The 16,293-nt window shown below is 52.9% G+C and carries 17 protein-coding genes; 11 read left to right on the forward strand and 6 right to left on the reverse strand.

The genetic code is table 11. The features are described from left to right. Window positions 1-36: 36 nt before the first annotated feature. Window positions 37-252, forward strand: a complete 216-nt coding sequence (locus J1784_RS21830) for a hypothetical protein (RefSeq protein ID WP_217150930.1) — start codon at window positions 37-39, stop codon at window positions 250-252. A gap of 68 nt (window positions 253-320) precedes the next feature. Here the strand turns inward: J1784_RS21830 and J1784_RS21835 are convergent, their stop codons facing one another. Beyond that, entirely contained in the window at window positions 321-608 is a 288-nt protein-coding gene (locus J1784_RS21835) for a hypothetical protein (protein WP_120506065.1), read from the reverse strand. Between the two features lie 359 nt (window positions 609-967). Here J1784_RS21835 and J1784_RS21840 point away from each other — a divergent pair, with 359 nt between their 5' ends. After that, window positions 968-1,156: a hypothetical protein gene (locus J1784_RS21840; protein ID WP_217151153.1), complete on the forward strand. Its 189-nt coding sequence runs from the start codon at window positions 968-970 to the stop codon at window positions 1,154-1,156. A 38-nt stretch (window positions 1,157-1,194) separates the two neighbouring features. Here J1784_RS21840 and J1784_RS21845 read toward each other — a convergent pair whose 3' ends face one another. After that, window positions 1,195-2,703 carry a sensor domain-containing diguanylate cyclase gene (locus tag J1784_RS21845; protein ID WP_217151154.1) on the reverse strand — a complete coding sequence of 503 codons (1,509 nt, stop codon included), beginning with the start codon at window positions 2,701-2,703 and terminating at the stop codon, window positions 1,195-1,197. A gap of 371 nt (window positions 2,704-3,074) precedes the next feature. Here J1784_RS21845 and J1784_RS21850 point away from each other — a divergent pair, with 371 nt between their 5' ends. Beyond that, on the forward strand, window positions 3,075-3,401 hold the full coding sequence (locus J1784_RS21850; protein ID WP_217150931.1) for a DUF2623 family protein: 327 nt from the start codon (window positions 3,075-3,077) through the stop codon (window positions 3,399-3,401). A gap of 58 nt (window positions 3,402-3,459) precedes the next feature. Here J1784_RS21850 and icd read toward each other — a convergent pair whose 3' ends face one another. Beyond that, a complete protein-coding gene (icd, locus tag J1784_RS21855) occupies window positions 3,460-4,713 on the reverse strand; it encodes an NADP-dependent isocitrate dehydrogenase (protein WP_112291085.1) in 1,254 nt (417 codons plus the stop codon). A 132-nt stretch (window positions 4,714-4,845) separates the two neighbouring features. On the opposite strand from icd, the gene rluE reads away from it, so the two are divergent. From rluE to J1784_RS21885, 6 genes are all read left to right on the forward strand, one after another. Further along, the gene (gene rluE, locus J1784_RS21860) at window positions 4,846-5,472 is read left to right on the forward strand and encodes a 23S rRNA pseudouridine(2457) synthase RluE (RefSeq protein ID WP_217150932.1); all 627 of its coding nucleotides are present in this window, start codon (window positions 4,846-4,848) and stop codon (window positions 5,470-5,472) included. After that, window positions 5,465-5,911, forward strand: a complete 447-nt coding sequence (locus tag J1784_RS21865) for an NUDIX hydrolase (protein WP_217150933.1) — start codon at window positions 5,465-5,467, stop codon at window positions 5,909-5,911. The genes rluE and J1784_RS21865 overlap by 8 nt, the downstream gene beginning before the upstream one ends. Window positions 5,912-6,159: 248 nt before the next feature. Next, window positions 6,160-7,269 carry a tRNA 2-thiouridine(34) synthase MnmA gene (gene mnmA / locus J1784_RS21870; RefSeq protein WP_217150934.1) on the forward strand — a complete coding sequence of 370 codons (1,110 nt, stop codon included), beginning with the start codon at window positions 6,160-6,162 and terminating at the stop codon, window positions 7,267-7,269. 190 nt (window positions 7,270-7,459) lie between these two features. After that, window positions 7,460-8,086 (forward strand): high frequency lysogenization protein HflD, encoded by a 627-nt coding sequence (hflD, locus tag J1784_RS21875; protein WP_217150935.1) that lies wholly within the window; start codon window positions 7,460-7,462, stop codon window positions 8,084-8,086. A gap of 23 nt (window positions 8,087-8,109) precedes the next feature. Then, window positions 8,110-9,480: an adenylosuccinate lyase gene (purB, locus tag J1784_RS21880; RefSeq protein ID WP_217150936.1), complete on the forward strand. Its 1,371-nt coding sequence runs from the start codon at window positions 8,110-8,112 to the stop codon at window positions 9,478-9,480. 124 nt (window positions 9,481-9,604) lie between these two features. Next, window positions 9,605-10,366 carry a GntR family transcriptional regulator gene (locus tag J1784_RS21885; protein ID WP_217150937.1) on the forward strand — a complete coding sequence of 254 codons (762 nt, stop codon included), beginning with the start codon at window positions 9,605-9,607 and terminating at the stop codon, window positions 10,364-10,366. 8 nt (window positions 10,367-10,374) lie between these two features. On the opposite strand, the gene J1784_RS21890 is transcribed toward J1784_RS21885, so the two are convergent. The 3 genes from J1784_RS21890 to J1784_RS21900 form a co-directional block, all read right to left on the reverse strand. Next, the gene (locus J1784_RS21890; RefSeq protein WP_217150938.1) at window positions 10,375-11,346 is read right to left on the reverse strand and encodes a PfkB family carbohydrate kinase; all 972 of its coding nucleotides are present in this window, start codon (window positions 11,344-11,346) and stop codon (window positions 10,375-10,377) included. Beyond that, on the reverse strand, window positions 11,343-12,362 hold the full coding sequence (locus J1784_RS21895; RefSeq protein ID WP_217150939.1) for an ADP-ribosylglycohydrolase family protein: 1,020 nt from the start codon (window positions 12,360-12,362) through the stop codon (window positions 11,343-11,345). Before J1784_RS21895 ends, J1784_RS21890 begins: the two co-directional genes overlap by 4 nt. Before the next feature lie 90 nt (window positions 12,363-12,452). Continuing rightward, window positions 12,453-13,706: a nucleoside permease gene (locus J1784_RS21900; protein ID WP_217150940.1), complete on the reverse strand. Its 1,254-nt coding sequence runs from the start codon at window positions 13,704-13,706 to the stop codon at window positions 12,453-12,455. A 295-nt stretch (window positions 13,707-14,001) separates the two neighbouring features. Here J1784_RS21900 and phoP point away from each other — a divergent pair, with 295 nt between their 5' ends. Next, window positions 14,002-14,676 carry a two-component system response regulator PhoP gene (phoP, locus tag J1784_RS21905; protein ID WP_095921366.1) on the forward strand — a complete coding sequence of 225 codons (675 nt, stop codon included), beginning with the start codon at window positions 14,002-14,004 and terminating at the stop codon, window positions 14,674-14,676. A 31-nt stretch (window positions 14,677-14,707) separates the two neighbouring features. Beyond that, a complete protein-coding gene (phoQ, locus tag J1784_RS21910; RefSeq protein WP_217150941.1) occupies window positions 14,708-16,162 on the forward strand; it encodes a two-component system sensor histidine kinase PhoQ in 1,455 nt (484 codons plus the stop codon). Window positions 16,163-16,293: the final 131 nt, after the last annotated feature.

A 16,293-nucleotide genomic window follows, 5' to 3' on the forward strand; every position in this document is an offset into this window, starting at 1 on the left:
GTAGATTGTACGTAAATCACACAAACGGGAGCTGTTATGAAATTCTCGGAAAGTGAGATCCAACCGCTTTGGGACGAAGTCGCGCGTATTATCGGTGATGGCGTGATTCAGATGCGCCACAGAGGTGAGCCGTTGAGTGCCGATGCGCTGATTGGGTATCTCGATGAACAACTGGTCACGGCGACCGGTGTCCAGCGCCGCATTCTGCTCGGTGCAGCGATAAACATGCTTAAAGCGGACCGCCGTTCCTGAAAGACGGAAATACAAAAGCCTCGCGACCACTTCTGGCTACGAGTCGTTAATCAATAATCCGCCTGCCGTTATTTGGATTGCGCCGCACGCCCCTGCGCAAACAAGAATATGCGCTGCGTAATGTCATCTGCGCCGAGAATGTTTCCCTTCTGCTCCAGACTGGCTTTGGCATAAGCCACATCATGCGCCTGATCAACCATGCTGATCACCTTGTCACGTGTAGGTTTATCCAGGATCCCCAGCAATGTCGTCAGAATGGCCTGATAGGCATTTGAGGCATAAGTCAGTTGTCTTTCACGTTGTTCCAGCGCGTCAATGCGAACCATCAGGGCCTGCAATTGTTCTTGATGCGTCATAGCGGCATCCTTCTTCACGGGTGGAAAATAACCGGAGACAGCGAAGTAAGAAGATCTTCGCCGGTTACTGACGTTAAGTTTAGCAGAGTTAAAGAAAGTGAGACGATGCCTGCTGATGGCCAGCAATGTAAACCATTGTTCAATGAGCCGTTAACTGCCTGTACAGATGTAACCGTTACCTAACTCAAATGACCTGCGGCGCGGGGGTTATGACCGCCAGATGCGTAACAGCGGCAGTACCTGCTTACAGATACCAAAATGACAGCCAGATACCTGATGTGACATTTTCTGCCACAGCATTATTTGTTCATTTCGGGAGAGATCAGGTGAAAAAAGCGGTTCTGGTTCTGGGTATAACGATGGCAATGACGGGCATGCTTTTGGTGAGTTCACTGGCGCAGGCAGAAGGTTGTCTGAAAGGTGCGGTAGTCGGGGGTGTTGCCGGTCATCTGAAACATCATGCCGTCATCGGGGCGGTAGCAGGATGCGCCATCGGACACCATCTGGCTGCAGAGGCTAAGAAACAACAGGCGGCCACCGGTAAATAACCTTGTCAGGGCTGAGGATGCCCTGACTGAGTAAAACGTTATTCCGGGCCGACAACCACGCGGTTACGCCCTTCCTGCTTGGCTTTATATAACGCCTCATCGGCCCGTTTGAGTGAAGTTTCGGGCTCGCCCTGCAAGTGATTCCAGTAAGAAACACCTAATGAAATCGTTATCGGGCGGATCTCCGGCAGCACCAGTGTTTCCACATTCTGGCGCAGACGTTCGGCAATCATTTGTGCTTCCGCCAGCGTGGTTCCCGGCAGCAACACCAGAAACTCTTCCCCGCCCACGCGGCACAAAATGTCACTTTCACGGGCGTTGTGACGAATTTGTTCGGCCAGTGATTTGATCACTTCATCACCGGTGTCATGGCCGTAGGAATCGTTGATAATCTTAAAGTGATCGATATCCAGCGCAATAGCAGAAAACTGCTGACGCATCTGCACCACCGATTCCAGCGCCATTGCCAGTCCGCGCCGGTTAAACAGGCCCGTCATCGGGTCGGTCTGCGTCTCGAATTTCAGTTTGCCAATTTTCTTCTGCAATAAATTAATACCAATCAGCAGGGCCCGCTTGAGCTGATTCGACTCGAAATACCAAGAAGGGATTTCACGGATGTTACTGGAAATATCCGGTTTATCCATTTCGTTCGCGCTACGTGCCAGTAGCCAGAGCGGACGGGCGATCATTCTGGAGAACAACCAGACACAAATCAGCGTCAGCAGCGCCAGCGGCGTCAGATGTTTAAGCACTTTGACCATCAGCCCTTCCAGCGGCTTGAGGGTCGAATCGGTCGGTCGCTGAGTAATGATTTCCCAGCCTGAAGAAGGCACAACAGCGTAACCGGCGAGCATATTCTGCCCGGCAAGATTAGTGACCATCAGACTGCCGTTAGATTCTTTTCTGACGGCTTCGGTCAGCGGACGAGGCTTCACCACTTCCCCGACGCGATAGGCATCCGGGTGATAAAGAATACGGCGCTCTTTATCGAGCACGGCAATATAAGAACCGTCGCGATAATAATGCTCGCCCAGCAATTCATTCAAAATACTCTTCTGGCGCAGGTAAATGGTGCCTGCGATATACCCCAGATATTTGCCGTCAGCCGTGATAACCGGCGTAGAAATCACAATTACCAGATTCTGAGCTGCTGAAATATAGGGCTGACTGATGATCGGACGCCGTTCTTTCAGCGCCTGAATAGCACCGGGGGTATTCAGGATATGACCCACCAGTTGCAGGCTGTCAGGCGATGTCGCCAGGATCCGCCCTTGCGCATTAGTAAGCACCACAGAGTTAAAACTGTCAGTCTGGTATTTGAGGCGTGCAGTTTCAGATTGCAGAACAGCAGGATCGTCAAAGTGACTCGCCGCGATCACACTGCTGTAGGCAAGCTGTTTCTGCATACTTTTTAGAAACTGTTCGGTGCTGGCGGCCAGTTTCGTCGCGTAAACGCGGTTCTCTTCGAGCGTATTGTCGATAAGTAACTGGCGCTGAACACGATAACTGGCATAGAAGCTGTTGGCGAGCGTCACAAACGCGCTCATCACGGCTAAAATCAGGATCAGGCGGCGCAGATCAATACGGAACAGAGAGCTTGAAAGGAGTGAGCGCAACAAAAAGTCATTCCTGTGGTAAAAAGTGGCTCATATGTAACACCACAGCCACTGATGCACAATAAGGCCGAAAAAATAAACTACTATCCGTCTGAATCCGCAGCGAAAAATTGGACTTAACCTCAACTGACTTAAGTCAAATTATTGATATTGATGTTTTTGATGCAAATTTTTCAGTCCTGCGCCTCTCCTCTTTACCCTTCGCACCGGCCACTGAACACACCATTCTCCTGCGATAGGTCATTGCCTGAATACTCGCTATATGATTTATTATATAGCGCTTGTTTGGAGAGGATTGTGAAATGCAAAACCACTTTGGGAAAGGGCTAAAAGCGGGGCTTTTGGCCAAAAGTGCATGGCCGGCATCAGAGGTTTCCGGTTACTGCGAGGAATATCTGCGCGGTTTTGTTTTAGGATATGCCCATAATCAGGCACAGATTACCGGAGACGATAATACTGCCGCCTTTGAGGCCGGAGTTTTATCGCGTAATTACAGTCTGGATAAAGATCTGCTGGCTGAGTTTTTTTCCGCCAGCGCCAGGCACCCGTCGAGAGCATTTTTTCTTGTCGGCTACGAGGGTATTGCCCGTAACGCCGGCGACGCTTTCCCGCCAAACCCGGCCATTTAACCCCGGACATAAAAAACGGAGGCATTAAGCCTCCGTTGATTTTGCAACAATATCGCAATTACATATTTGCGATCATGTCGTCGGCAAACTCGCTACATTTGCGCAGCTTAGCGCCTTCCATCAGACGTTCGAAATCGTAAGTCACAGTTTTGTTGGCGATAGCGCCTTCCATGCCTTTGACGATCAGGTCTGCGGCTTCGAACCATTCCATATGACGCAGCATCATTTCTGCGGACAGGATGATTGAACCCGGGTTCACTTTGTCCTGACCGGCATATTTCGGTGCAGTACCGTGAGTGGCTTCGAACAGTGCGCAATCAGAACCGATGTTTGCGCCCGGTGCGATACCGATGCCGCCAACCTGCGCCGCCAGGGCGTCGGAGATGTAGTCACCGTTGAGGTTCATACAAGCGATAACGTCGTATTCAGCAGGACGCAGCAGGATTTGTTGCAGGAACGCATCCGCAATAACGTCTTTAATGATGATGTCTTTGCCGTTGTTCGGGTTCTTGATTTTCACCCACGGACCGCCGTCGATCAGCTCACCGCCGAACTCTTCGCGTGCCAGCTGGTAGCCCCAATCCTTGAAGGCACCTTCGGTGAACTTCATGATGTTGCCTTTGTGAACCAGAGTCAGTGAATCACGATCGTTAGTGATGGTGTATTCAATCGCCGCACGAACCAGACGTTTAGTCCCTTCTTCTGAGCAAGGTTTGATACCGATACCACAATCTTGTGGGAAACGGATTTTCTTCACGCCCATTTCGTCTTGCAGGAATTTGATCACTTTATCTGCTTCAGCAGAACCGGCTTTCCACTCGATACCCGCATAGATATCTTCGGAGTTTTCACGGAAGATAACCATGTCGGTGTCTTCAGGACGTTTAACCGGGCTTGGTGTGCCGGTGTAATAACGAACCGGACGCAGGCAGATATACAGGTCGAGTTGCTGGCGAAGTGCCACGTTCAGGGAGCGAATGCCGCCGCCAACCGGAGTTGTCAGTGGACCTTTGATAGCAACACGGTAATCACGGATCAGGTCCAGAGTTTCTTCTGGCAGCCACACGTCCTTGCCGTACAGTTCTACGGATTTCTCGCCGGTGTAGATTTCCATCCAGGAGATTTTACGCTCGCCTTTATAGGCTTTCTGAACAGCCGCATCAACGACTTTGATCATGGCTGGCGTTACGTCAACACCGATGCCATCACCTTCGATAAATGGGATAACAGGATTATTAGGAATGACCAGTTTACCCTGAGCGTCTACTGTAATCTTTTTACCTTCAGCCGGAACAACTACTTTGCTTTCCATTAACCTCTCCTTCGAGCGCATTTTTGTTAAAAATTTGTAAGATGCCGGTCGATATTACTCGAATATTTCTCGCTAGCCAATCCGAAACATTTTTCAAGTATAATGCGCTAATTCTCTCTAACTTCAATGCCTATGAACCCGCTATCTTTTAAAAATCACAACGTTAAACGTTTCAGCAAAAGGCCTGCTAAAGAACAATCTGCCCTAAAAGGGCCGAGAAAGGTGATTCTTTTCAATAAACCGTTTGATGTCCTGCCACAATTCACTGATGAAGCCGGGCGGGCGACGCTTAAAGATTACATTTCGTTAACAGATGTTTATGCCGCTGGCCGTCTGGATCGCGACAGCGAAGGTTTACTGGTGCTGACCAACGATGGCAAACTGCAGGCTGCGCTGACCCAGCCGGGCAAACGCACCGGTAAAGTTTATTATGTTCAGGTCGAGGGCGAGCCGGATGACGCTGCGGTGAAAGCATTGCGCGAAGGCATCGAGCTCAAAGACGGACCGACATTGCCTGCGGGTGCGGAAATTGTTGATGAACCTGACTGGTTGTGGGTACGTAATCCACCCATCCGCGAGCGTAAATCTATCCCGACGGCGTGGTTGAAAATCACGTTATACGAGGGAAGAAACCGTCAGGTGCGCCGCATGACCGCTCATGTAGGATTCCCGACGCTGCGCCTGATCCGCTTCAGTACGGGCGAATTCACCCTCGGCGACTTACAACCCGGCCAATGGAAGGAAATTCCACATGTTTAAACCGCACGTTACTGTCGCCTGCATCGTTCAGGCACAGGGAAAGTTTCTGGTTGTCGAAGAAACCATTCATGGCAAAGTTACCTGGAATCAGCCTGCCGGCCATCTCGAAGCCGATGAAACCTTAGTCAGCGCCGCAAAGCGTGAACTGTATGAAGAAACCGGTATCCGCGCCGAGCCGCAATATTTCCTCGGTTTGCATCAGTGGCAGGCACCGGACGCCACGCCGTTCCTGCGTTTCGCCTTTGTGATCGACCTGCCTGAAATGCTGGAAACCGCGCCACAGGATGATGATATTGATCGTTGCCGCTGGGTGACTGCTGAAGAAATTATCGGTTCTGCGCAACTTCGCTCGCCGCTGGTGGCGGAAAGCATCCGTTGTTACCAGCAGTCGCCGCGTTATCCTCTGGAAATTCTGCACAATTTCAATCTGCCGGAATAACACGTCCCTTCCGGTTGTTGCCACGCGGTGATTCTGCGATGCAGCAACCGGCCTGACGTGATAAAATTTTGCGCTTCACGATTTACCTCGCGTGAAATTTTAGTAAAGCAGCACCTCTCTGTCCGGGTTTCTGTGGTGTTCGGGTTTCTGTCATGTGTTAGTTGCGCGCGGCCTTCATCCTCGTGGGACAAGCATCAGAAAAAACACCGTCAGTACCGGGCAATTAATTCATGTGTTTCGGGACTATTATGTCTGACAACAGCCAGAAAAAAGTGATCGTCGGGATGTCCGGCGGGGTCGATTCCTCTGTCTCTGCGTACCTTCTGCAACAGCAGGGTTATCAGGTCGAGGGCCTCTTCATGAAAAATTGGGAAGAGGATGACGACGAAGAATATTGCACAGCAGCCACCGACCTTGCGGATGCGCAAGCCGTGTGCGACAAGCTGGGTATCGAACTTCACACCGTGAACTTCGCGGCGGAATATTGGGACAACGTGTTCGAATTGTTCCTTGAGGAATACAAAGCCGGGCGCACGCCAAATCCGGATATCCTGTGCAACAAAGAGATCAAATTCAAAGCCTTTCTGGAATTTGCGGCTGAAGATCTGGGCGCGGATTATATCGCGACCGGCCACTACGTTCGCCGTCAGGATATCGACGGTGTCAGCCATTTGCTGCGTGGCGTTGATGGCAACAAAGACCAGAGCTATTTCCTCTACACGCTCGGTCATGAGCAGGTCGCACAAAGCCTGTTCCCGGTCGGTGAGCTGGAAAAACCGGAAGTTCGCCGGATCGCCGAAGAACTGGATTTGATCACTGCGAAGAAGAAAGACTCTACCGGCATCTGCTTTATCGGTGAGCGTAAATTCCGTGATTTCCTTGGCCGCTATCTGCCTGCGCAACCGGGCGTGATTAAAAGCGTAGACGGTCAGGTGATGGGACAACATCAGGGTCTGATGTATCACACCCTCGGCCAGCGTAAAGGTCTGGGCATCGGCGGCCAGAAAGACGGCAGCGAAGAGCCGTGGTACACCGTGGAAAAGGATGTGGAAAACAACATTCTTTACGTCGCGCAAGGCCATGAGCATCCGCGTCTGATGAATGTCGGTCTGATTGCCCAACAGCTGCACTGGGTAGATCGCAAAACGCTGACCGCGCCGCTGACCTGCACCGTCAAAACCCGTTACCGTCAGGAAGATATTCCCTGCGTGGTAACACCGCTGGGTGATGACCGCATCGAGGTGCGTTTTGATGCACCGGTCGCGGCCGTGACACCGGGTCAGTCTGCGGTATTTTATCAGGGTGAAATCTGTCTGGGAGGCGGTATCATCGAACAGCGTCTGCCGCTTCAGGCCTGATACACGATAAATATATCGTTGAATACGGGACGCTTTCGGGCGTCCCGCGTTATTTGTGCCCGACTATGATGCCCTGCACTGATTCCGAACTGTGTTTAGAGGCAGTTTTATGGCATGATCTGTCGCCATGAATTTGGGCTATTTCATTGTCACTGCGTCTCATCGTTTCAAAACGCTTACAGGAGTAAACGTGGCTAAAAATTATTACGACATTACGCTGGCTTTGGCGGGGATCTGTCAGGCGGCGCGCCTGGTTCAGCAACTGGCACATGACGGCCATTGCTCACAGGAAGAAATGTCAGTGTCACTGCGCAGCCTGCTGGAGATGAATCCGGCCTCGACGCTGGCGGTTTACGGTAATAATGAAGCTAATTTGAAGATGGGACTGGAGACGCTGCTGGGTGTGCTGAACGCCAACCGTCAGGGGCCGGGCGCTGAATTAACGCGTTACGCGCTGAGCCTGATGGTGCTGGAACGCAAGCTGTACGCCAATAAAGCCGCCATGAATCAGCTAGGTGAACGTATCGATCAGCTTGACCGTCAGCTGGCGCATTTCGAGCTCGAATCTGAAACGATGATTAGCTCCCTGGCATCGATTTATGTCGATGTGGTCAGCCCGGCCGGTCCGCGCATTCAGGTCACCGGTTCTCCGGCAATTTTACAAAATTCACAAGTGCAGGCCAAAGTTCGCGCCATTTTACTGGCCGGTATCCGTTCTGCGGTGCTGTGGCACCAGGTCGGCGGTGGCCGTCTGCAACTGATGTTTTCCCGTAATCGCTTGTTTGAACAGGCGAAGAATATTCTCGCTCATTGTTAATAAGATCCCAGGAGTTGCTACTGATGGAATTATCCTCACTGACCGCCGTTTCCCCCGTTGATGGACGCTACGGTGATAAAGTCAGCGCGCTGCGTACTATTTTCAGCGAATTTGGCCTGCTGAAATTCCGTGTGCAGGTTGAAGTACGTTGGCTGCAAAAACTGGCAGCCTGTGCAGAAATCAAGGAAGTTCCTGCTTTTGATGCCGACGCAAACGCTTTCCTCGACCAGATTGTGGCGAATTTTGATGTTTATGACGCGCAGCGCATTAAAGATATCGAAAAAACCACCAACCATGACGTCAAAGCGGTTGAGTATTTCCTGAAAGAAAAAGTGGCCGCTATCCCTGCCCTGCACGCGGTGTCTGAATTCATTCACTTCGCCTGTACTTCTGAAGACATCAATAACCTGTCCCACGCGCTGATGCTGCAAACCGCACGTCAGGACGTGGTGCTGCCTTACTGGAAGCAGATTATTGATGCCGTGAAAGACCTGGCGCACAAGTATCGTGATATTCCGCTGTTGTCCCGTACCCACGGTCAGCCTGCGACACCCTCCACTATCGGTAAAGAACTGGCTAACGTCGCTTACCGTATGGATCGCCAGTTTAAGCAGCTGCAAAACGTCGAAATCCTCGGCAAAATCAACGGCGCCGTCGGCAACTACAACGCCCACATCGTGGCGTATCCGGAAGTGGACTGGCATCAGTTCAGCGAAGAGTTTGTGACCTCTCTGGGCGTGACCTGGAATCCGTACACCACACAAATCGAGCCGCATGACTACATCGCCGAACTGTTTGACTGCGTGGCGCGTTTCAACACCATCCTGATCGACTTCGACCGCGACATCTGGGGTTACATCGCCCTGAACCACTTCAAACAGCGCACCATCGCTGGCGAAATCGGTTCTTCCACCATGCCGCACAAAGTTAACCCGATCGACTTCGAAAACTCCGAAGGCAATCTGGGTCTGTCCAACGCCGTATTGCAGCATCTGGCCAGCAAATTGCCGGTGTCCCGCTGGCAGCGTGACCTGACCGACTCCACCGTGCTGCGTAACCTGGGTGTCGGTCTGGGCTACGCTCTGATTGCTTATCAGGCCACCATGAAAGGCGTCAGCAAGCTGGAAGTGAACGAAGCAAATCTGGCCAACGAACTGGATCACAACTGGGAAGTTCTGGCTGAGCCAATCCAGACCGTGATGCGTCGATACGGTATCGAAAAGCCATACGAGAAGCTGAAGGAGCTGACCCGTGGCAAGCGTGTCGATGCCGCAGGCATGCAGGCCTTTATCGATTCTCTGGAATTGCCGGAAGACGAAAAAGTGCGTCTGAAAGCCATGACGCCGGGCAACTACATCGGTCGCGCCACCACTATGGTTGACGAACTGAAGTAAGTTTTAGCTCCGCACGTTAAAAGGCGACCTGCGGGTCGCCTTTGTTTTTTCTGCGCTAAATGTCACTGCAAAAAATCCGCTTCCCTCTAAAATAGAAGTCATTATCGCTATCCGGAATAACCCAATGAGCATGGACACCAACCAGCAGGTGCTGGAAAAACTGAAAACCGATCTGGCTCAGGCGGGCACTATGCCGTTGTATTTGTGCTTTAACGAATCGGTGCGACAGGCGCTGGAAAGCGGAATTTTACAGGACGGCGATTTTCTTCCGAGCGAACGTCAGTTCACCGAAGTGCTGGGGATTTCGCGCATCACCGTGCGCAAGGCGCTGGCGAAACTGGAAGAAGATGGTCACATCGGCCGTTCTCGGGGTTACGGTACTTTCATCAGAAAAACGGCAGACGCTAAACTGGCGTATTCACTGGCAAACGTGAAAGGGTTTTCGCGGGAAGTGATGTTACAGGGCCGCAAACCGGATACGTTGTGGATCAGCCGTGAGCAGATTGCCGCATCCGCGCTGATCGCCAGCAAACTGGCGCTCACCGAAGGCACCGGCGTCTATAGGTTAAAACGCATTCACTATATTGATACACGCCCGATGTCGGTGGCGATCTCCTACGTGGTGATGGATGCCATCGGGGATGTGCAGGATATCGGCGTCTCGCTTTACGATTATTTCAGCCGCAATAATATTGAGCTGGGCGCGCTGCAAAGCCGCGTCAGTGCCGCGATGAGCGATGCCGGCACCTTACAGGCTTTACAGCTGAGTGAACCAATGCCGCTGCTTATCATCAAACAAACCCTGTTCGACGGACAAAACCGTCCGATTGAGTACAGCGAAAGTTTTTGCCGCAGCGACATGTACGAGTTCGTCAGCGAAGACTGACTTCCCGGTTAATCCACGCTGCCCAGTGAATCTGCCAGTTGCGCCAGCGTCGGGGCGCAGTCGCCGCCGGTTTTCGATACCACATACGCTGCCACGCAGTTGGCCAGCATCATGCTCTGCCAGTGTGTCAGCCCGAGAGAAAGCCCCGCCAGCAAACCGGCACAGTGACTGTCGCCCGCACCAATGCTGTCGGCTACGGTGATTTTTCGTGCCGCAATCCAGCCACAATCCTCCGGCGATGCGTAGTAATAACTGCCCTTTTCACCGCACCGTAATACCACCAGTTCATGGGTTTTTCCGTGCAGTTCGCGGCAGAATACCTCAGCATCGTCAGTAAAACCCAGCATAGCGGCTTCGCGCTGATTCAAAGTCAGGATCACGCGGGGACGGATCAGCCGGTCAATGCGTTCCTGCGGCATCACATCCAGACGCGGACCGAAATCCACCACCACGCGCACCGCCTCTGGCAAGGTTTCCAGCCAGTCGATCAGCACTGCTCCCTGTTTCGCCCCCAGCTGATAACCGGAAACATACACCAGCCCGTTCTCCGGCGTTGCCTGTGACAGCCATTGCGGCTGCCACTGATTCTCGATGCCGTCGACCGAGATAAACGTCCGTTCGCCATCCGGTTCGACCAGCGCCAGACACCAGCCGTTATCCGCCCCGCTCACCTGTAAATCCGAGACAATATCCCGCCCCGCCATTTCACGACGCAGACGATCACTCCACATCCCTTCGCCCACCGGCAGCAGATTGTGGCTGTGAATCCCCAGCTGTTTCAGCCCGAGCGCAATATTCATTGCACAGCCGCCGAGATGAAATCCAGTCACGTCCGCGGCGATATCCCCGCCGCGCTCCGGCAACGCATCGGCTCTGGCGACCATATCCATCACCGCTGCGCCAATCACCATCACCGGCGTTTGCTGATGCCAGTCGCCCTGCGTCAGGGTTTGCAATAATTCACGATGCTCATGGCTCATTCGGCCTCCTGCGCCTGCTGGCGAAAGCGCAGGAAGGCGTCGCTGTAACGCGTCATGTCCTGAGGATTTACGCGTTTGAGTTCTTCCAGCCACTCTTTTTTGAATACTTCAATGCCGTTTAACGCGCCACAAATCGCGGTCGCCATTGCACCGATGGTGTCGGTATCACCGCCCAGATTAGCGCACAATACCGCGCACTGATTCGGGCAAGTTCCCGCCAGTTCAACCATCGCCAGCGCCGCCGGAACGGATTCGATGGTACTGACTCCCGCACCCACCAGCTGATACACCGCTTCGGATGCCTGCTCAGTGCCGTTCGCTTTCGCGACCGTCGCGAAGGCCAGTTCGATTCGCGCCGCCAGCGATGCGCTGAAGGTGGTGGAATGCCGCGTCTGGGCATACTTCGCCACATCCGGCAGCGCGAGTTTGATTTCCTGCCAGCTGGCCCCTTCAATGGCGCGCGATACCGCCCAGGCAATCACCACTGCACCGGCGACGGCAATATCAGATTTGTGTGTCGGACTGGAGGCAATCCAGACCTGCTCGCAGAAATTTTCCAGCGGAGCCGACGGCAGCACGCAGCCCAGCGGAGAAACTCGCATCGCCGCGCCGTTGGTCACGCCGTTGTTTTCGAGCTCGCCGATCGCCACACCTTTCTTCTGCTCCGCCAGCGCCAGTTTGGAGCTCGGGCCGAGGATGTTTTTATTGAACGCATCAAAACTGTCCACCCAGCGGATCACATTGCGGGCAATCAGTTCCGGCACCACTTTACCGTCGGCTTCCAGCAGTGCGTCGGCCAGTGCCAGCGCCATCGAGGTGTCATCGGTAAACTGTGCAGCCTTGAAATAACAGGCGGCGTTGTTTTCCGCCGGGCCATCCATAAAACGGTCAATCCAGCCAAAATGCTTTTTAACGCGCTCACGAGGCCAAAGTTCCGACGGCATACCCAGCGCGTCGCCCAGCATTTGTCCGTACAACGCGCCGAGCATACGGCTTTCAGGGCTTAGCTGTGTCATGGTAAATCTCCCGATATCAATATGTTGGCGGGCAGCCTGCCCGCCTGAAGTTTAAAAACACTGAAGTTAAATACCGAAATTAAAAACAGATCACGACGAAGCAGGAATGCTGACCGGCGTGATGGTTTTACTGCGTTCACGGAAGAACAGCAGGAATAACAGCATGACGCCAGAGACCATTGCCGCGCCCACGCCCCAGACTGCAAACCAGTCAAAGGTCATGCCATTTTTTGGCGTGCTTAGCGCAAACGTGGTCATCGCACGGCCGCCCAGCCAGTTGCCGATGAAACTGCCGAGCCCCTGACAAATCAGGGTGATCAGGCCTTGCGCGGCGGTGCGCATATGCGGTGGCGCTTTCTTATCAACGTAGATATAGCCGGTAACAAAATAGAAATCGTAGCTGACGCCGTGCAGCAGGATGCCGAGGAATAACATACTGTAGGCCCAGACATCCGCCGTGCCACCGTAGATGAAGAACACGTAACGGATAGCGGCAGTCACAAAGCCCAGCATCAGGACTTTTTTAATGCCAAAACGTTTGAGCAGGAACGGCAGCGCCAGCATGGCGAAGATTTCAGACACCTGACCGAGCGTCATCCAGCCGGTCGCATTCGGCAGGCCGACCTGCGTCAGATAACCGTTGGCGAACTGGTAATAAAACGCCAGCGGCATGCAGAATAAAAACGAGCACAGCGCGAAAATAGCGAACGAGCGGTCTTTCAGTAATCCCAGCGCATTCAGGCCGAACAGCGCCTTGATATCCACCGGCCCTTTGCCTTTCGCCGGGGTATCCGGCAGCCAGAAGCTGTAAATGCCCAGCGCGAATGACGCAATGGCGGTGATCCACAGCGGCAGATTACTGTCGGAAATATTGCTCATACCGAGCATCGGCGGCAGCACAAAACCAATCGCCAGGCCGGAGGCAATCCAGCCCAGCGTGCCCAGCACGCGAATACGCGGAAAATCCTTTTCGGTGTCATTGATATTCGCAAAGGCAATGCTGTTGGTCAGCGCAACCGTCGGCATATAGGTGATGGCGTACACCACCAGCAGCGGGAAGAAAGAAGAAAATTCGGTTTGCAGGGCGATAAACCCCATCAGCACACCACCGGCCAGCAGCAACCAGGCCAGAACTTTTTGCGCAGCAAAATAGCGGTCAGCGATGACCCCGACCAGCACCGGCGAGAGAATGGCGGCAATCGCGGTACTGCTGTAAGACCAGGCAATCTCCGACGGACTAAAACCCAGTTTATTGAGATATTGCCAGAGGGGCACAAACCACGCACCCCAGATAAACCACTCAATAAACATCATGACGGACAGCTTCAGATGAGTACGTTTCATTATTATATCCTTGCTGAATGGAGAATCCGCGCGGTGCCCTGGCACCAAAAGCAGCGGATGAAATCAGGCATTCAAGATACCTTTATAATACATTAATAGTACCTTTGATTTTTATCAGAGATCAAAATCACAATTTATGCGTCTGCCCGCAAAAGCCGTTTATAATTCGTTTAGGTTCTGTTGATGTTTGTCAGCCCGATGTTGAACTCGGGTTGATTAAAATTTTTCAGGATCCTATAGACTTAACCGCAGAAAATTACGTCCCTGTCCCGCGTACTGAGAATAAGGAATTATTATGCGCATTTTAGTCATTGAAGATAACGCACTGCTACGTCATCACCTTTCAGTACAGTTGCGGGAAATGGGCCATCAGGTGGATGCGGCGGAAGACGCTAAAGAAGCCGACTACTTTTTGCATGAACATGCGCCGGACATTGCAATTGTCGATCTGGGTCTGCCGGGCGAAGACGGTCTGAGCCTGATCCGCCGCTGGCGTAGCCATCAGACGAATTTGCCGATCCTGGTGCTGACCGCCCGCGAAAGCTGGCAGGATAAAGTGGCGGTGCTCGAAGCCGGTGCCGACGACTACGTTACCAAGCCTTTCCATCTTGAAGAAGTGCTGGCGCGTATGCAGGCGCTGATGCGCCGCAACAGCGGCCTCGCGTCGCAGGTCATTACCCTGCAACCTTTCCAGATTGATTTGTCCCGCCGCGAACTGACCGTTAATGAGCAGCCGATTAAACTGACCGCATTTGAATATACGATTATCGAGACGCTTATCCGCAACGCCGGAAAAGTGGTCAGTAAAGATTCGCTGATGCTCCAGCTTTATCCGGACGCTGAACTGCGCGAAAGCCACACCGTTGACGTGCTGATGGGACGGTTGCGTAAAAAATTACAGGCTGAACATCCGGTAGATGTGATCACGACCGTTCGCGGTCAGGGTTACCGTTTCGACATCCGCCCGTAAGGGTTTGCTGCTCAGCACGAAAGGACGCGCCATGAAAGGACGTACCAAAAAACCCTTCTCCCTTCGCGTCCGGTTTATGATGGCGACCGCGGCGGTCGTTCTCGCCCTGTCGCTTGCTTACGGGCTGGTGGCGGTCGTCGGCTATATGGTCAGTTTTGATAAAACCGCCTACCGTTTACTGCGCGGCGAAAGCAATCTCTTTTTCAGTCTGGCGCAGTGGCGCGATAACAAGCTGACCATCAACGTCCCTCCTGATCTGGATCTCAACACGCCGACGCTGGTGTTCATTTACGACGCCGACGGAAAACTGCTGTGGGCCGAACGCCGCATTCCTGAACTGGAAGCCCATATCGATAAAGCGTGGATGAACAAGCCGGGCTTCTACGAGCTCGATACCGATACACAAATCAGCAGCGAAGTGCTGGGCAATAACCCGCAAGCGCAGGACAAACTCAAAAGCTACGACGATACCGATGCTAACGCGATGACCCACTCCATTGCGGTCAATACCTATAACGCGACGTCCCGCCTGCCGGCACTGAACATCGTGGTGGTCGATACCATTCCGCAGGAATTGCAGCGTTCCGATCTGGTCTGGGAATGGTTCAGTTATGTCCTGCTGGCGAATTTACTGTTAGTCGTTCCGCTGTTATGGCTGGCGGCTTACTGGAGTCTGCGGCCAATCAAAGAGGTCATCCATCAGGTTGCACAGCTGGAATCTCACGAGCGGGAATTGCTGGATGAAAACCCGCCCCGCGAGTTGCGCGGGCTGGTGCGTAATCTGAATATTTTGCTGCACGGTGAACGGGGCCGCTATGACCGTTATCGCACCACGCTGGCGGACCTGACGCACAGCCTGAAAACCCCGCTGGCGGTTTTGCAATCCACCCTGCGGGCACTGCGCAATGGCAAGCAAATGACCATCGAAGAAGCCGAGCCGGTGATGCTCGAGCAAATCAGCCGTATTTCGCAGCAGATTGGTTACTACCTGCATCGCGCCACGTTGCGTTCGGAACAGAACCTGCTGATCCGCGAAGTGCATTCTGTTCCGGCGATCCTCGACGGATTGTGCTCGGCGCTCAATAAGGTTTATCAGCGTAAAGGCGTGGTGATCACTGTCGATATTTCGCCGGAAATCACCTTTGTCGGTGAGAAAAATGATTTCATGGAAGTCATGGGTAACGTGATTGATAACGCCTGCAAATACTGTCTGGAGTTTGTCGAAATCAGTGCCGTACACACCGAACATGAGCTGGTAATTTTGATTGAAGATGACGGTCCGGGCATTCCCGAAAGCAAGCGCGAGGTGATTTTCCAGCGCGGTCAGCGTGCGGATACATTGCGCCCCGGACAAGGTCTGGGTCTTTCACTGGCTAACGACATTATCGAGCAGTACGACGGCAAAATTATCATCGGCGACAGCCCGCTCGGCGGCGCCAGTATGCGTGTCTGTTTCGGACTGCAACAAGGCATCGAACTGGAGTAACGTTTACCCGACCATTTTGCCAGCAAATTTCGGTGCAATCTTACGCAGAGTGCGAAATTTGCTGGCAATTGCCCAACTCAGCTGCAACACCTTCCGTTATAATCATTTACAGACCGTCCTCTTCTTTATCT

The sequence above is a fragment of the Rahnella ecdela genome (genome assembly GCF_019049625.1).
In the GTDB taxonomy this organism is placed as follows: Bacteria; Pseudomonadota; Gammaproteobacteria; order Enterobacterales; family Enterobacteriaceae; genus Rahnella; species Rahnella ecdela.

Excerpts from the sequence above, each read along its gene's own strand:
- J1784_RS21830 (WP_217150930.1), top strand. The coding sequence starts at position 37 with ATGAAATTCTCGGAAAGTGAGATCCAACCGCTTTGGGACGAAGTCGCG.
- J1784_RS21835 (WP_120506065.1), bottom strand. The coding sequence starts at position 608 with ATGACGCATCAAGAACAATTGCAGGCCCTGATGGTTCGCATTGACGCG.
- J1784_RS21840 (WP_217151153.1), top strand. The coding sequence starts at position 968 with ATGGCAATGACGGGCATGCTTTTGGTGAGTTCACTGGCGCAGGCAGAA.
- J1784_RS21845 (WP_217151154.1), bottom strand. The coding sequence starts at position 2,703 with ATGAGCGCGTTTGTGACGCTCGCCAACAGCTTCTATGCCAGTTATCGT.
- J1784_RS21850 (WP_217150931.1), top strand. The coding sequence starts at position 3,075 with ATGCAAAACCACTTTGGGAAAGGGCTAAAAGCGGGGCTTTTGGCCAAA.
- icd (WP_112291085.1), bottom strand. The coding sequence starts at position 4,713 with ATGGAAAGCAAAGTAGTTGTTCCGGCTGAAGGTAAAAAGATTACAGTA.
- rluE (WP_217150932.1), top strand. The coding sequence starts at position 4,846 with ATGAACCCGCTATCTTTTAAAAATCACAACGTTAAACGTTTCAGCAAA.
- J1784_RS21865 (WP_217150933.1), top strand. The coding sequence starts at position 5,465 with ATGTTTAAACCGCACGTTACTGTCGCCTGCATCGTTCAGGCACAGGGA.
- mnmA (WP_217150934.1), top strand. The coding sequence starts at position 6,160 with ATGTCTGACAACAGCCAGAAAAAAGTGATCGTCGGGATGTCCGGCGGG.
- purB (WP_217150936.1), top strand. The coding sequence starts at position 8,110 with ATGGAATTATCCTCACTGACCGCCGTTTCCCCCGTTGATGGACGCTAC.
- J1784_RS21885 (WP_217150937.1), top strand. The coding sequence starts at position 9,605 with ATGAGCATGGACACCAACCAGCAGGTGCTGGAAAAACTGAAAACCGAT.
- J1784_RS21890 (WP_217150938.1), bottom strand. The coding sequence starts at position 11,346 with ATGAGCCATGAGCATCGTGAATTATTGCAAACCCTGACGCAGGGCGAC.
- J1784_RS21895 (WP_217150939.1), bottom strand. The coding sequence starts at position 12,362 with ATGACACAGCTAAGCCCTGAAAGCCGTATGCTCGGCGCGTTGTACGGA.
- J1784_RS21900 (WP_217150940.1), bottom strand. The coding sequence starts at position 13,706 with ATGAAACGTACTCATCTGAAGCTGTCCGTCATGATGTTTATTGAGTGG.
- phoP (WP_095921366.1), top strand. The coding sequence starts at position 14,002 with ATGCGCATTTTAGTCATTGAAGATAACGCACTGCTACGTCATCACCTT.
- phoQ (WP_217150941.1), top strand. The coding sequence starts at position 14,708 with ATGAAAGGACGTACCAAAAAACCCTTCTCCCTTCGCGTCCGGTTTATG.